The 15310-nt window shown below is 64.0% G+C and carries 12 protein-coding genes and 1 tRNA gene; 5 read left to right on the forward strand and 8 right to left on the reverse strand.

What is annotated here, in order from left to right; genetic code table 11:
* Window positions 1-6: 6 nt before the first annotated feature.
* Window positions 7-1566 (forward strand): GumC family protein, encoded by a 1560-nt coding sequence (locus ACSF9G_RS08175; protein ID WP_436640339.1) that lies wholly within the window; start codon window positions 7-9, stop codon window positions 1564-1566.
* A 22-nt stretch (window positions 1567-1588) separates the two neighbouring features.
* Window positions 1589-2368, forward strand: a complete 780-nt coding sequence (locus ACSF9G_RS08180; RefSeq protein ID WP_436640340.1) for a CpsD/CapB family tyrosine-protein kinase — start codon at window positions 1589-1591, stop codon at window positions 2366-2368.
* Window positions 2369-2381: 13 nt separating this feature from the next.
* On the opposite strand, the gene ACSF9G_RS08185 is transcribed toward ACSF9G_RS08180, so the two are convergent.
* The 5 genes from ACSF9G_RS08185 to ACSF9G_RS08205 all read right to left on the reverse strand — a co-directional run bounded on the left by ACSF9G_RS08185 (window position 2382) and on the right by ACSF9G_RS08205 (window position 7151).
* On the reverse strand, window positions 2382-2930 hold the full coding sequence (locus tag ACSF9G_RS08185; RefSeq protein WP_436640342.1) for an acyltransferase: 549 nt from the start codon (window positions 2928-2930) through the stop codon (window positions 2382-2384).
* 204 nt (window positions 2931-3134) lie between these two features.
* Entirely contained in the window at window positions 3135-3413 is a 279-nt protein-coding gene (locus tag ACSF9G_RS08190) for a DUF6894 family protein (protein WP_436640344.1), read from the reverse strand.
* Window positions 3414-3948: 535 nt separating this feature from the next.
* The gene (locus tag ACSF9G_RS08195) at window positions 3949-4917 is read right to left on the reverse strand and encodes a trypsin-like serine peptidase (RefSeq protein ID WP_436640346.1); all 969 of its coding nucleotides are present in this window, start codon (window positions 4915-4917) and stop codon (window positions 3949-3951) included.
* A gap of 813 nt (window positions 4918-5730) precedes the next feature.
* The gene (locus tag ACSF9G_RS08200) at window positions 5731-6504 is read right to left on the reverse strand and encodes a LuxR C-terminal-related transcriptional regulator (protein WP_436640348.1); all 774 of its coding nucleotides are present in this window, start codon (window positions 6502-6504) and stop codon (window positions 5731-5733) included.
* A 410-nt stretch (window positions 6505-6914) separates the two neighbouring features.
* The gene (locus ACSF9G_RS08205) at window positions 6915-7151 is read right to left on the reverse strand and encodes a DUF6894 family protein (protein WP_436640350.1); all 237 of its coding nucleotides are present in this window, start codon (window positions 7149-7151) and stop codon (window positions 6915-6917) included.
* A gap of 872 nt (window positions 7152-8023) precedes the next feature.
* On the opposite strand from ACSF9G_RS08205, the gene rfbC reads away from it, so the two are divergent.
* The gene (gene rfbC, locus ACSF9G_RS08210; RefSeq protein ID WP_436640352.1) at window positions 8024-9781 is read left to right on the forward strand and encodes a dTDP-4-dehydrorhamnose 3,5-epimerase; all 1758 of its coding nucleotides are present in this window, start codon (window positions 8024-8026) and stop codon (window positions 9779-9781) included.
* Between the two features lie 100 nt (window positions 9782-9881).
* A complete protein-coding gene (locus tag ACSF9G_RS08215) occupies window positions 9882-10700 on the forward strand; it encodes a hypothetical protein (RefSeq protein WP_436640354.1) in 819 nt (272 codons plus the stop codon).
* A gap of 120 nt (window positions 10701-10820) precedes the next feature.
* On the opposite strand, the gene ACSF9G_RS08220 is transcribed toward ACSF9G_RS08215, so the two are convergent.
* The 3 genes from ACSF9G_RS08220 to gph all read right to left on the reverse strand — a co-directional run bounded on the left by ACSF9G_RS08220 (window position 10821) and on the right by gph (window position 13520).
* Entirely contained in the window at window positions 10821-12287 is a 1467-nt protein-coding gene (locus ACSF9G_RS08220) for a hypothetical protein (protein ID WP_436640356.1), read from the reverse strand.
* Between the two features lie 414 nt (window positions 12288-12701).
* Window positions 12702-12777, reverse strand: a tRNA-Val gene (locus ACSF9G_RS08225).
* Window positions 12778-12839: 62 nt separating this feature from the next.
* Entirely contained in the window at window positions 12840-13520 is a 681-nt protein-coding gene (gene gph / locus ACSF9G_RS08230) for a phosphoglycolate phosphatase (RefSeq protein WP_436640358.1), read from the reverse strand.
* Between the two features lie 131 nt (window positions 13521-13651).
* Between gph and ACSF9G_RS08235 the strand changes: the two genes are divergently transcribed.
* Window positions 13652-15193 carry a hypothetical protein gene (locus ACSF9G_RS08235; protein ID WP_436640373.1) on the forward strand — a complete coding sequence of 514 codons (1542 nt, stop codon included), beginning with the start codon at window positions 13652-13654 and terminating at the stop codon, window positions 15191-15193.
* Window positions 15194-15310: the final 117 nt, after the last annotated feature.

Genomic DNA, 15310 nt, shown 5'->3' on the forward strand with positions numbered 1-15310 from the left:
GGATCCATGGGCCAGATCGACCTTCAGTTCTACACCTGGATGTTCTTCCGACGACTGCCGTTCTTCATCGCGATGACGGTTATCGGCGGGGTGATCGGCGTGATCGTGGCCCTGTCCTTGACGCCGACCTACATGGCGGTCGCCAAGATCCTGATTGAATCGCCGCGGCTTTCCTCGGACGTGGCCCGTTCGGTCGTGCCGACGGACACCATCGAACAGCTGCAGGTGATGGAGCAGCGGCTGACCACGCGCGAAAGCCTTCTCTCGATGGCGCGATCGCTCGACATCTATCCCGATGTCATGGCCTTGAATGAATCCTCCATCGCCGCGGACATGCGAAGCCGCACTAGTCTGCAGCCGCTCTATTCCAATTCGCAGTGGGGGCGCAGCGGCGCCCTGATCTTCGCCGTATCCTTCGAGGCCAGCAATCCGGTTCTCGCCGCGCGCGTGGCCAATGCCTATGCCGCGAAGATCCTCGAAGGCGATGCGAAGCTGCGCAAGGAGCGCGCGACCGACGCGCTGGAGTTCATTCGCCAGGACGTCGACCGCCTCGCCACCGGATTGTCCTCGGCCGAGGCCCAGATCTCGACCTTCACCAACGATCACAGGGACGCACTGCCGGACAGTCTGGAGTTCCGCCGCGCCCAACTGGCAAACCAGCAGGAACGACTGTTGCAGATCCAGCGGGAAGAGGAGTCCCTGCGAAACCGGCGGCTCACCCTGAAGCAGATCTACGCGCATTCGAGCGGCTCGGGGGTCGACGGGCTGACCACGCCGGAAGACCAGATGATCGCGGACCTGCGGCGGGCGCTGACCGAGCAACGCGCCATCTTCGCCGAGACGAGTCCTAATATCATCGCGCTGCGCCAGCGAATCGAATCGCTTGAGGCCGAGGCGCAGGCCAATCGCGCCGCGGCGGCACGGGACGCCGATCCGGTCGGCATGCCCGCGGAGCTGCAGCTCCAGCTGGTCGATATCGACAACCAGCTCAAGTTTCTCGCCACCGAGAAGGACTCGATCAAGCAGAGCCTGGCCGATCTCGACCGGACGATCGGCGCGACGGTCGAGAACGAGGCGGAACTCAAGCGGCTGCAGCGTGACTACGAGACCATCCAGTCCCAGTACAACGACGCCCAGACGCGACTGGCCGACGCCACGGTCGGCGCACGGATCGCCCAGCAGTCCATCGGCGAGAAACTGACCCTCATCGAACCCGCCGTGGCGCCGGACAGGCCCTACGGACCGCGGCGACGCTACGTCGCCGCCGGCGGCGCGGCCGGCGGATTCTTCCTCGGCCTTGCCGTGGTCCTGCTCCTGGAATTCTGGCGGGCGGCGATCTATCGTCCGACCGATATCGGTCGTGTCTTCAAGGGCGAGCCGCTCGTCGCGGTGCCCTACATTCGCAGCCCGACGGAGCCGCCGCGCAGGAAGTTGGCGGCCGGTCTGCTGCCCGCCGTCGCGGTGCTGATTGGTCTGCAGGGTCTACCGTCGGCTGATAGGGGCGACATGCCCGGACAGGCGGTCCCGGTGTCGCAGCAGAGCTCCGTTGAAACAGCGGTCGAATAGAACAGGGGGCCGGAAAGCCGACATGGAACACGTTCGCGCCATTGCACCGTTGCAGATTGCGGAACCGGGCGACCTCGGTACGGTGCACGGTCGTTCTGGCCCCGTGAAATGGCCCGGCCTGAAGCGGTTCAAGCCCGATTTCTCCGCGCTGCGGGACAATCGGATAGTGACTGGATCGCGTTTCGAGCCTGCGAACGCGGCATTCGAGGTTCTGCGCACCAAGGTCTTGCGGCTGATGCGCGAATACGGCTGGCGGTCGATTATCGTCACGTCGCCGACGGCGGGGTGCGGCAAATCGGTGGTGACGATCAATCTCGCCTTCAGCATGGCGAGAATGGCGGATCGGCACGTCGCCTTGCTCGACCTCGATCTGCGTCGCCCCAGCATGGCGAAGTATCTCAAGCTCGAGGCGCCGGTTCCCATGGAGAAATTCCTCTCCGGCGCCGCGACCGTGGAGGACATATTCGTGTCCTGGCAGGATGCCTTGGCGATCGCCGCAACCGAGAGCATGGTCGCCGACCCGACCGGATTGCTGCAAAGCCCGTCCGCGCGCGCCGCAATCGCCAGGGTTCACGAGGAACTGCAGCCCGACGTGATCGTGTGCGACATGCCGCCGGTGTTCGACAGCGGCGACGTTCTCGCCTTCGCGTCGAATGTCGATTGCGTACTTCTGGTCGCCGCGGCAGGGAAGACCAAGGTCTCCGAGATCGAGGCCTGCGAGCGGGAACTGGCGGCCTTCACCAACGTTCTCGGCGTTGTCCTCAACAAGTGCGAATACATGGCGCACAAGGGCGGCTACTAGCCCGCGGGCCTCGCTAGTCCGGGACGTCGCCGACGATACGCGCCGGGCACCCCCAGGCCGACTTGCGCGCGGGGATGTCGCCGTTGACGAACGACATCGCTCCGATAATGGCGCAATCGCCGATCGTCACGCCCATCGCGATGACGGTGTTCGGCCCGATATAGACCCCGTCTCCTATGACGGTCGGTGCGTAGTCGACCGGCTCGTTGCCCAGGCTTACAGAACGCCGGACCGTGTTGTGGGTGTAGATCTGGACGCCCGCGGAAATCGAACAGTGGCTGCCTATCGTCAGCCCCATGCCCGACCCGTCAAGAATGACGTTCGGGCCGATCCAGGTATGCGCGCCGACCCGGACGTCTCCCAGGATCAGCACGTTGTCGTAGCAGGAGCTTCCCTCACCGAAACCGTATTCGCGGGCGTTTTCCCAGCGGTCGGTTACGAGGTCGCCAAAAGACACGCGCCTCTTGTAGTCGTTCAGCTTTTCCGTCTGGAGGTATTTCTGGGTGGAGCTTAACAGACGAGCGGTTTGTTTGGTGTTGTCCGGGTCGTCATGGTCTGACATCGCGAATAGTCCACTCGGATACAAGTCCGGTTTCAGGCTGATTGGCCCGCCTGAATATAACAAAAATATGCGTGCGTCGCCCGTTCGCGCGGGGCACCGTATGCCGGCTGAAGGCATGTCGGCGCCAGAGCGGAAGTGGTGAAGGGCGGCGCCGACCGGCGGATCCGCCGAGGCGGACGGCCACCGGCGCACCAGGCCCCGGATTCAGTGAACGGTGCGCCTCGACGTGACGGCGGGCTCGCCATTGGCCGGACCGGGCAGCGCGCCCGCGAACGGGACCGTCAGTATCTCGTTCCCGTCGGCGTCGGCGACGGTGATGGTCCGCACGACAAATCCCTCGCTGTGCCATCCATCCTCGGAGGCGACGGCGAGGATCAAATCCCGGCAGAAGTCGGCGACGTGTTCGTCGTCGGGCAGAACAACGCCGTCATTGTCGCGGATCTCTGTATAGTCGTCGGAAACGTGGAAGTAGTACCGTTTCAATTTTCCTTATCTCCACTATTGCCCCCAACGGGAGATTTACAGTCACATTGATAGACGAAAGCGCTGTTCTTGCAATGGCTTAATCAGTGCTCTCGGGCCTCACAGCGAGTAAGCCAGCATAGCCAGGATTGCTGGATAGGGTATTAAATAACGTATTAATAAAGCCGAAATGAGGTATGAGCCTCCAAATGGAGGCCAAGTTTCGAGCCCCCAATTTACCGCTGGGGCGGTATGGAGCTATCCGCGCACGACCGCCGGCCTGCAGATGGCGCGCGAGTCTGGCGCGATCCGGGGCAGGGGGCGGCTGGGCTGTCCGCAGTGTTGGGCTGTCCGCAGTGTTGGGCTGTCCGCAGTGCTGGGCCGTCTGCAGCGTTGCCGCATCGCGCCCGGCGGGGGCAAACTCGGGAACTGGACTGCCTGGATGCCGCGCCCGGCATCCGCCGCGATACGGTTCCGGTGCGCCGGGCAAGAAAATGGCCGGACGCTCGATGAGCGTCCGGCCTTCTATGGCTCTCTGGCTAGGCCAGGTTGGATCCTAGCGGTTTATCCACCGATGCAGGTTCCGGTAAACCGCGCGGGTGATGCGGGTGCCGTGGTTGTTTGAGCTGTAGGGCGGGCCGTTATAGGTGCCGTAGGCGTGGATCGCCATGGAGCATGGGCCGCAGCCCCTCTTTCCGTGATAGACGGGCGATCCGCTCATGCCGCCGGTGGTGTCGTTCTTGTAGAACACGCGGCGTTTCTGCACGACCGTGACACGGCCCTTGCTGAACCACATCGTCATCGGCTTGTCGCCGGGGAACCCGGTGACTTTCACCCGCCGCTTCAGCGAGCTGCTGTTCGTGGTCCAGTAGAACCCGAATTTGCCCACCGTCTTGCCGATATCGCAGTCGAGCTTGATCGCGCCGTAGTCGTAATCGTCCCGGCCGCCTCTGGCCCAGCCCCTGACCGTGTACAGGTTCGTGGCATTGCAGCTGCCATAGGGCGCCGAGGATCCGGTATACCCGGGCGTGATCTCGTAGCTCGACGTCGAGTAGAAGGAGCCGCCGTTCCCCTCGTGGACGCAATGTCCCGCCGTGGCCACGGTGTCGTCGCCGACCATCCAGCCCGTGCAACGTGCGCCGCCGTCCGGCGTCGAGAATGTGATCAGCACGACCGCGCGGAAGGGGAATCTCGTTGTGTTGGCGACCGGCCGGCGCGTGTCGCGGCCGATGATCGATTCCGTTCCGATCGGAGCGCCCATCGGCGTGAGCGTCGCCAGCCACTCGAGTTTCTCGGAAGACAGTTCGCCGCCCTTCATGCTTGCCAGGGCGTCGTCGATGGCCTTCTCGGAAGGAGTCTGGCTCGTGCCCTCATAGGCGCTTGTTACGCGGCTTCGGCCGATATTGACCGGCGCGGCCTCCTCGCCGTTGCTCGCGACGGGGGCGTTCGGTCCCGCTGCTTCCGCCGCCAGCGGAAAGCTGGCGAGCATCGCTCCCAGGATCAATCCGTACTTCTTGAAAACCATATTCCTCGACCTCGCTTCGGTTTCGGCTAGAAAGTTTGTCCGCGGACATCCCGGCTTGCCCGGGTTCGATCCGTTCGTCCAGCCCCTGTGGCTCCCAGCCCCCGTGTTTCCGGCGATCCTTACGGCGCCATATTCAAGGCTATGAAGCCGGCAGGGCGGCCGAAGGCCAATATGCCATTGGGGATCATGCCCCTATTCTTATTCGCTGGCGACACTCCCCATTTGACCAAAGCGGTTCAAAGGTCGTGCCGGGTGCCCCGCCTTGCCGAACCGTCTCTCGTCGCCGGAGGTCCCGCCTGGGGGCGCCGCACTGGTTTGAATGGACGCTTCGGAACGGCTGTGCCCACAATTTCGGCAGTCGAATTGGCGGCATTGACGCCGTGCCGCATTGCCGAAAAGGGAGCATCCACGTGGCCACTCGGACGGCGGAATGGCGGCCCCCGGCCGGCCCCTCGAGCCGCGCCGGGACCCAGGCGGCGTTCGCTAAAAAGCTGTGGAAAACCAGTGGGAAACAGGTGGAAAACAAGCTGTGTATCGCCGATGCGCGCCTGGTCACGTCCATGAAGTCGGGGTTTCCGTCCCCCTCAGCGCGCGGGGACTGCCCGGCGGATCGACCGGCCTATCCCCCGCTCTGGGTGCATCCCGGAATCTGGGTGTATCTCGGAATTCCTGCGCGAACCGTGATGGGGCCTGGTCGCCGGGGCGGCCTTTTCCCTCTGGGCCTCCCGGTGCCTCGGGGGGACTTCGATCGTCGTCCCCTAACGTCCGCGCCCGGCGGCCGTGACCGCTCGTTCGGACGGGCACGCGCTCCCGTCAGGCGCCGATTTTCGAACCACGCGACGTGTGATTTCCGGACCCGCCCGCGTTCTCCTCGAGCATCGTCTGGTAGAGATAGGCCACCTGCGTGCGATTGGTCGCGCGCAGCTTCCGCATGATGTTGCGGATGTGAACCTTGACCGTGCTCTCGCGCATGTTCAGTTCGTAGGCGATTATCTTGTTCGCCTTGCCTTCGCGCAGCTTCTCGATGACGGCGAACTGCCGATCGGTGAACATCGCATGCGGCGAATGCTCGGATGCGTCCGCGCCGCTTTTCGCCATGTTCCGCGACGCAATGAGAGCGCTTGCCGGCACATAGGTTCCACCGGCCAGCACCAGGTGCAGCGCCTCGATCGCCACTTCAAGCGAAACGCTCGAGGGCACGTAGCCTTTGACGCCGGCATCGAGGGCGTCGAGAACGTGCGCGGGATCTTCCTCGTCCGCCACGACGATGACCGGAGGGACCGCGTCGCAGTCGGAAAACACGGCCTTCGTGTTCTCCATCTCGGCCCGGACTTCGGTCGCTAGCGGGAGATACAGGAATATGGCCGAAGGTATCGGCCGGTTCCCGGCGATCCGGGTCCATTCGGCGATGTTCGGGATGGCCAAAATCCGTTCCCGCACGGAAGAAAGACGAAAACATTCTTCAAAACACTGACGAACGAGCTTTCTGGGTTCCACAAAGAGGACAGGCCCCTCTGTCAACACGTCCGTTTCTGCTTGGTTGCCGTAATGAGTTTCCTTCAGGAGTCTTTCGTCCCTGAGTTCCATATCCACTGGATTCCCCTCATATGCCCACCGGTCTATCTCTTCAGTCCGCCATCCGGCACACGCAAAAGCTGTCGTTTGCAAGCCAGCACTATTACCAGTACTCGTGAGAGGCCTCTTAGGAACAATAGCACTAAAGGTGCTTAGGCAGCATATGAAATTTCTTAAAAAGCCGTTAAATTATCGGCTATAATTTCCGTCAAAAGGGTTAGGTAGCGGGGTACCTCGAATGTGGATCCCGGCTAATCCGAATGCGCGCAAGGCTTCAAACGCGTGAAGCGGGCGGCAGTGCTCTCGGCCCGTGTTTTCACAGGCGGCGAAGTAACGAGCCGCGACGCCTCCCGAATAGCCAAACCTGCCCAAATTGAGGTCACGGCCGATCGTATTTCAGCCAATCGGCGGATGCCGTCCCGTCAGGGCAGGAACTGCAGATTTCGAAACGGGACGATTAGGATCGTCCGTCCTTCCTCGTTGACGATTTCGAACGACCGCCCGTCCGTGAGCTCCGCTTTCCATTCGTCTTCGGCGAGAACCTCCCTGGCCACCCTGAGCAACCGTTCCTCAAGGTCCGGTATGTCCGGCAGCTCGACACCTTCCACGTCCGTGACAAGCAGGCCGTCGTCGCGAATGTGAAAGAAGTAACGGGGCATCCGATAGCGCTCCGTCGAGCCTGATTGGCCAAGTATTGAATTGCACGTTCAATACTTTGATTCCCTCATCCGGCAAATCTCCGGCAACTCGACGCGAAAGCGGGGCGCGGCGACCGCGCAGCGAACGGTGTAGCGCGGTACGACGATTGGGTGATTGGACTCCGCGCCGGGATGTGGGCGTCTTTTCGTTCGATTCGCGGGCGGTTAGGGGGCGGCTGGGGGGCGGTTGGGTCGGTCGCGGCGGCGCGGACGACGGGTTCCCGGCCACGGCGTTTGGCCCGGGCTCGGCGCGGCCCGGAATTCCATTCCGACAAGTCCGATAAAATTTCTCTGAAGCAATTAACCTTTACAGAAGGTAATCGCGCATCGGAAGGCCGAACAACTGTTCAATGGATAGTGGGTAAGCTATTTAAATGGTGCGGAACGAGGCAGCATACAGTTCCTGATCAAAATAGATGCGGTTAAACGACCATTTCGGAAGAATTGTCGTGCCGGAACTATTTGACTTGCTGAAAGTTCAGGCGCATATGCGCAAAGTGCTTGGTCAGTTGCGTGATCCGGGCAAGCAGAAAAAAAGCGCGGCCAAGTCTATGCCCGCCGGGAGGACAGACCCCTCCCGGAAGAAAGGCAAGCCGACGAGCCGCCGGAAGCCGCGGTGAACCGGCGTGTCAGAAACCGAGCCTAAGGCCCGCAACCGAGTTGATTTTTACCGTAAGGCTTAGTGCGGCTGCGAAGAACTGCCCAATAGGTCTATGGCAGACTGCGAAAAGCACTGAACTCCTCCGAATTCCCAAGACGCAAATTCGCCGGGCCGGTCGTATTGACTAGGAAGCAGTCCCTCGCGTGGGCTGCGTTACTGGTTTGGAGTGACTATGGAGCCGGCTTTCACCGTTCTGCCAGACGAGACGTCTAGCGCCGCCGATGCCGGCGAGGAATTCATGACCAGCGGAGCGGTGCGGTGTGATTCAAGCGTACCCGGCTCGGCGTTTCCCGAGATCCGGCTTTTCCGCATCCTTCAGCGTCACGACTGGCGGGGCCAGCTCCGAGAGACCTGGCGCCGCCAATTGCTCGCCGAAGCCGGATTGGATGTGGACCTCGTCGAGGAGAGCAGGTCGGTATCGGCCCGGCCCGGCACGATCCACGGTCTCCATTTCCAGAAGGCGCCGCGCGCTCAGGACAAATTCGTTCGCGTCGTGCGTGGCTCGATATTCGACGTCGCGGTCGACATACGGCCCGGCTCGCCGACATTCGGTCGCCATGTCTCGACGGTCCTGACTGCCCAGGGCGGCGAGGCGCTGTTCATTCCGGCCGGTTTCGCCCACGGATACTGCACGCTCGAAACCGATACGGAAGTCGTGTACGCGACCTCCGACTACTATTCGGCCGATCACGCGGCAGGGATCGCCTTCGACGACCCGGAGCTCGCGATCGACTGGCCGTTGGGCGGGCGTGAGCCGATTGTCTCGGACAGGGATCGCGCGTTGCCCGCGCTGCGTCATGTTCGGTTGACCGATACGCGAACGTTCGGCGAGGCGCGAACTGCGCAGCCGCCGCTGCGGGTGCTGGTAACCGGCGGCGCCGGTTTCATCGGCAGCGCCGTCGTGCGCCATCTGATCACGCGCAGCCGGCATTCGGTTCTCAATCTCGACAGGTTGAGTTCGGCGGCCTCGGCCTCGACGCTGGAATCGGTGTTGGACGATCCGCGGTACGAGTTGCGGATCGGCGACGTGTGCGACACGCGTCTGCTCGAGTCGGTATTCCAGGAGTTCAGGCCGCACTGCGTCATCCATCTCGCCGCGGAGACCAGGACCGACCGGCCCTTCGCGGAATCCGAGGCGTTCCTCAGAACGAACACCATCGGCACGATGCGTCTGTTGCAGGCCGCGACCGCCTACTTCGAGACGCTCGATCCGGCGGCCCGGGCTCGCTTCCGCTTCCTGCACGTTTCGACCGACGAAGTGTTCGGCGCCCGCGATCCGGCGTTTTCGGGTGTGGCGCACTACGCCCCCCTCTCGCCCTATTCGGCAAGCCGGGCCGCTGGCGATCATGTCGTCCGCGCCTGGGGGCACACCTACGGCCTTCCGGTCCTGGTGACCACGTGCAGCAATGTTTTCGGCCCCTATCAATCGCTTGACGAGCTGATCCCCCGGGCGATCGTCGGTGCGGCGACCGGCCAGCATCTGCCGGACCTCGTGGGAAACGACAGCGTTCGCGACTGGCTGTTCGTCGAGGACCTCGCCGAGGCCCTTGTGACGGTTGTTGAGCGCGGGCAGGTCGGCAGCCCCTATCTCATCGGCGGAAGCGTTCACCGCAGCAATCGCCAGGTCGCCGCCGCGATTGCCGATCTGGTCGACGACCACGTGGGTCCGTTGTCGGACGGCCGCCGCCGCCGCGATCTGATCGCGGGGACGGATGAGGCGCCTTCGGAGGACTATCGCTATTGCCTTGTGGACCAGTCGGGGGGCGAGAAGGAGCTGGGCTGGCATCCCGCTCACAGCTTCGAGGCCGGCCTGAGCGAGACGGTCACCTGGTATCTCGAGCACGAAGGCTGGTGGCGTTCACTGCTCCGGCCCGTCGGAACGAACGGATTCAAGAACCATCCCGTTGCTTCCGAGGTCGCGCGGTTGTGAGCGCGGTCGCGGTGGATCGAATCCCGGGGCCATGCGGTCTGCCGTGCGATCTGGGCGGCTCGGGCGGATCACGGCGCGGTCGGAGCCAAGAGTCATCCTGATGGACTTTCCCAAGACGATGCTCCTCGCGGCCGCCGTCGCGCTCGCCATCGCCGCGTCTGGCGCGATCCCGCAGGCTTTCGCGCAGGCCGCACCGGCAGGTTATCCGGACGAAACGAATACCGGCGTGCCGCCCGGAACCGCGCTGTCGAAACAGTCCGGGACGATCGAGATCACGACCGACGGCACTGTGCTGGAGGCAATCGATATCGTCGGCAACATCGTCGTGAAGGCAAACGACGTCACGATCCGAAACAGCCGTATCGAATCCGCGACGCCCTATCACCTCATCTATGTGATCGACGGCAATACCGGTTTCCGTCTGGAGGACAGCGAGCTGATCGGGAACGGTACGACGGTGAACGGCGTGCTGGGCTACGGCACCTTCGTGCGAAACAACATCCACGGCTTCGAGAACGGATTGAACATCTGGGGGCCGGCCCGCGTGGAGGGCAACTTCATCCACGAACTGGCCGGCGGCCCCCAGGCCCACTTCGATGCGATCGAGTGCAACGGCGGGTCCGATGTCGAGATCCTGAACAACACGCTGACGAACGAGAACCCCGATACATCGGCGCTGATGCTGAACAACGAGTTCGGCGCGCTGGAAAACTGGGTGATCGACGGCAATCTCATGACCGGCGGCGGCTACACGATGTACATAGATCCCCGCAAGACCGACAAACCGGTCGGCAACATCCGGATCACGAACAATCGCTGGGGCAAGGGCTTCTACGGCTACAACGCGTTTTACGGCTACATGCCCGACGAGTGGTCTGGAAACGTCGACGACGTCACCGGCGCGCCGGTCGCGCCCTGAGCGATCGCGCGGGGCGCATCCCCCCAAGAAACGCCCGGTCGCAATCCCTTCCACTGACACGGAACTTCCACTGACACGGAAAATGGCGCCTCGCGGTGCCCGGACCGGTTGTGCCCCGGGCTAGCCGATGAGGATGCTTGCCAGCTGGCGCGCCTTGCGAATGGCGCGCCTGGGATCGGAAATCGCATGGCGGAGCTTGGCGGTCTTGTCGCGCCAGTTTCCGTACCGGTTGATGGGGACGCTCGCCACGTCGGGCCACGCCTCCTCGATGCAGCGCAGGATCATCCCGTTCCTGAGCCGGACGTCCGGCGGCAGCGAAAGCATCGCGGTGAACAGTCTGCGCGAGATCAGGGGATTGATCTCGACGTGGCCGGGCTTCGTGTAGGACTGAACGAAGACCCAGCAATGGATGCTGAGCTCCATGTAGGCGAGGTCGAGTTTCAACAGGCTGCCGAGATGATCGATCGGAGCCAGCCAGTTTTCGATCGTGCCGATCACCTCGGGATGCATCGGCAGCTTGAGACGCGATGCCATCTGTCGTGCGTCTATCGGGGTGGCGTCGGTTGCGCCGAACCAGATGCAGCCGCGGCCGATTTCACCGCACGCGCCGCCGACGAAGATGCAATCCTTCAGAGGCGCGACGGCGGCATACAAGTCCATGTTCGGACCGCAAACCGCGTGGCCCGCGCGCTTCTGCCACCGTTCGGCTTCCTCGCTGTCTGTCCTGACGAAGGGCAGTACGCGATGGCGCAGATTGAATTTCTCGGACAGCTCCCCGGCGAGCTGAATGTCGATCCCGTCTCCCGGCACCTGCAACGTGACGAACGTGATCTGGTCGACGAAATCGCGGCAGCACGCCAGGACCAGCCGGGTATCGTGTCCCGCAGTCAGCGCGACGTGGACGTCTCCCTCCTTGATCAGCGCCTCGATCGTGTTCTTCACCTCGGTCACGATCGTCCTGCAGGTCGCGGCGACGTCCGCCGTCTGCGCGATTCCGGCCTTGGGCCAATGGCGCGTCGCGTCCCAGCTGTCGAGATCGAGATAGTGGTTGCACAGCAGCCGGAATATGCCGCGATGCGCCGTCAGTCCGCCGGGAAGAGTGCCGCCTCTGCGAACCCCGAGCGCGTCGAGAAGGTCGTGCCGCAAGCGGCTGTCGTATTCCGGCGCGTCGAGCAGGACGGTCGCCGTCGCCCCGGCCAGCTTCGACGAGGGGTCGTAGACGAGGGACTTGGTTCCGTTCGCGTCCAGGTAGACCCGTCTCCTGCCGCCGTGGTCGAGCACGAAGAGAAAGCTTCCGGCAAGGCGGTAGACGTGATTCTCGACGAACTGGTCGACGTCGCCGCCCGTTTCCAGGCTCTCGTCCAGGCGCAGGGCATCGTGGAGCACGGCCTTGCGGTCCGTGTCGACGACCGTTCCGATCAGCAGTCCGATCTGCCGATCGGAACGGTCGAAGACCGGCAGTGTGTCGAGGTTGCCGATCGTGTCGACCGCAACCGATGCTAGCAGGTGCCTCGTGGTCCCGTCGGGCACGGCGGAATCGCGGTTTGTCCGGATGACGAATTGACCGTCCTGATCGGCCAGCTCCACCGCTGTGCTCCTTTGACCGTGGCCCCTTTGGAATGCCCTATTTTGAACGGCCTTGCAGGCCGTTTTATGTCCGCCAGAACCGGCGTGTTGACCCACCGTATGCCGCTTGCGGGGCGTCCAGCAATACCGCTTTTGGTTCGCGCGGGAGGTAGCAAAACGCAGGTGTACAGTCGGTCGTCGCGGTCTGTTTCCCGCTTATGGTGTCATGGACACCCGCGGGGCTGGCAGGTTCCGCTCGAAACCCGACTCTGCGGCCATTTTCCGTTGCTGGGGAGTTCTCTCACCGGCGCGCGCCGCGTTAACCGCGCACGACGGTTGACCGGGCCGTACGGAAGAGCGGACCGGCCGGCGTCGCGGCAGGGGACATCAGGACAGGTCCTGATTCCCGGGCAGTGGATGAGGTCGGAAAGGAAATGGTGGGCGATGCGTGACTCGAACACGCGACCCCAGCGATGTGAACACTGTGCTCTACCAACTGAGCTAATCGCCCGACGCGCCGGGATATAAGGACCGGCATGGCGCCAAGTCAAGCGGTCCGGCGCCACATGCTGTCTAGACCCGGGACAATCCGAGCAGCGGCGCGGCCAACTCGTAGAGCGCGGTGTAGTGCGAGATCACGTGATCGGGCCCCAGTTGCCGCACCGGCGTGTCGGTGTATCCGAAATCGACGGCGATGACCGGCACCTGCGCCGCCTTGGCCGCGTCGATGTCGGCGCGGCTGTCGCCGACCATCACCGCGCGCGCCCTGTCGCCGCCGGCCCGTTCTATGGTGCCGAGCAGATGCGCCGGGTCCGGCTTGCGCACACCCAGCGTATCGGCGCCGACGATCGCCGCGAATCGCCTGGACAGACCGAGCGCGTCGAGCAGCTTGACCGACAGGTCCTCGTATTTGTTGGTGCACACGGCGAGCACCGCGCCCTCCGCCGCCAGCCGGTCGAGGGCCTCGGTCACGCCCTCGAAGGGGCGCGAGCCGACCACGATGTTCTCCGCGTAATGGGCGAGGAAATGCTCGAACATCGGCTTCACGAGCGATTCCGTCGGCTCGACGTTCTGCAGATCGAGCGCATGCTCGATCATCACCTTCGAGCCGTGGCCGATCGTGCCGAAGGCCTTTTCCTCGGGCAGCGGCTCGTAGCCGGCCGCCACAAGAACGACGTCGAGGGTGGCGAGCAGGTCCGGGGCGGTATCGACGAGAGTGCCGTCGAGGTCGAAGACGGCGACAGGAGCCGGCATGCATATCTCCGTTCTTGATGTCAGCGAATGGGCGGGCAGGACATTGCGCCCAAGTTCTGTTGTGTCGAGCGCCTATAGCATATGGAGCCGACGGGCGAAGCTGTGCTAACCGTCCCGTGGGGGGCGGATTCGTGGAGATCGAGTCGATGAAGGGCGTCGTGCTCGGATACGAAATCGAGACCGAGACCATCGTTTTGCGCGCCGACAGCGGCCGGCGCTACCGTTTCCAGGTCACCGATTGGCGCGATCGCGGATCGCCGCGTAAGGGCGATTCCGTTGATTTCGAGCCGGATGGCGACCGCGCGCGCGACGTCTATCGCGTTGCGCCGTCGCGATTGGTGGAAACCGACGCCCTGGCGGCGCCGGTATCCGTGGTTGCCGACTGGGCGCCCGCCCGGTTTTTCATGGCGCGGCCGGTCTTTTCCTTTGCGCTGCTGATCTTGCTGGCGTGTCTGGTCGGGGCCTATGCCGTTGGCGACCTGCGGATATCGCTGTTCCAGGTTCCAGAGCTGATCGGCCACATGTCCGAATCACTCGATTCGCTGATCGCGATTTCCGGAGCCGATCCTTTGCCGCGTCTTGCGGCCGGTTTCGCGCGCGTGCTCCTGATCCTTCTGCTGGGGCTCTATGCGGTTCCGGTGCTCGCCGCGTTTACCGCCTGGCGTGAATTCGTCGGCCGGCCGGACCGGCGGCTTGCCCGTTACGCCGGCATCGCCGCGATGGTCCTGCCGGTCGGGCTGCCTTTGCTGGTCGCCTTCGTCGTGCAGGTCTGGGTCTTGCCCGGAATTCCCGATGCAGGCGCCCGCCTCGGCCGATCGGGGGTGACGACGCCGCAGCAGGTGTTCGAGGTCCTGAAGCTCTACGCGACCGGATCGGTGCTGCTTTTCTTCACCGGGCTCGGCCTGTGGGCTTCGGCCGCGGGACGGTTCTCCGTGCCGATCGGGCAGCGCACGATCGACGAGCCCGTGCTGGAAACCCGCCGGCCGAAGGAATCCTCGGGCGCTTTCGCGTTCATTCCGTTCCGAAAGCGCGGTGCGTCGCCGAAGGCCGCCACACCGAAGCAGGCCCCGCCAAAGCAGGCCCCGCCAAAGCAGGCTCCACCGAAGCTGGCTCGACCTGCGCAGGCCGCCCCGGCCCAGACTCCCCCAAAACCATCGCCCCCAATGCCATCGCCGCCAATGCCATCGCCGCCGGCGCAAACACCGCGCGTCCAGACACCACCGGCGCAAACACCGCGTGCGCAGACCCAACCGGCAGCGATTCCGCCGGCACCACCAGCACCACCGGCACCACAGGTGCAGACGCCGTCCGCGCCTGATCCGCAGGCGTCGCCTGCGGTGTCGCTCTTGCGTGCCGGCCTGCGGGCGCGGGCCGGCAAAACCGAGACAGGCGTGCCCGGGACAGTCGTGCCCGAGATAAGCACGCCGGAAGACGATGCACGGACGGCGGCGCTCGGGGACGATATCAAGTCCGCGCTCGAGGCCGATATTCCCCAGGCGAAACGCCCGTCGCCTCCCAGGCCGGCGCCCGAGCTGCCGCCGCGTGGCGGATCGGTGTGGCCCGAGCCCGCCGCAGCCCAGTTCCGGCAATCGCCGCAGGAGGCGGGCGACGAGGCGGACACAGCGCCGAATGCCGCGTCGGACCAGGACGGGACCACCGGCCACAAGCCGTAGGGCGGTCGGCCACGGTCCGCGCCGGCGCCGTTGGCGCCGGCCGTACTGTCGTTTCCTGGTGCACGGCAATCGGGATCGGGCGTTGCTTTAAGGCGGATGCTGACGGATCGTCGGAAG

It is taken from the genome of Microbaculum mangrovi (assembly GCF_051390635.1).
Taxonomy (GTDB): Bacteria; Pseudomonadota; Alphaproteobacteria; order Rhizobiales; family Tepidamorphaceae; genus Microbaculum.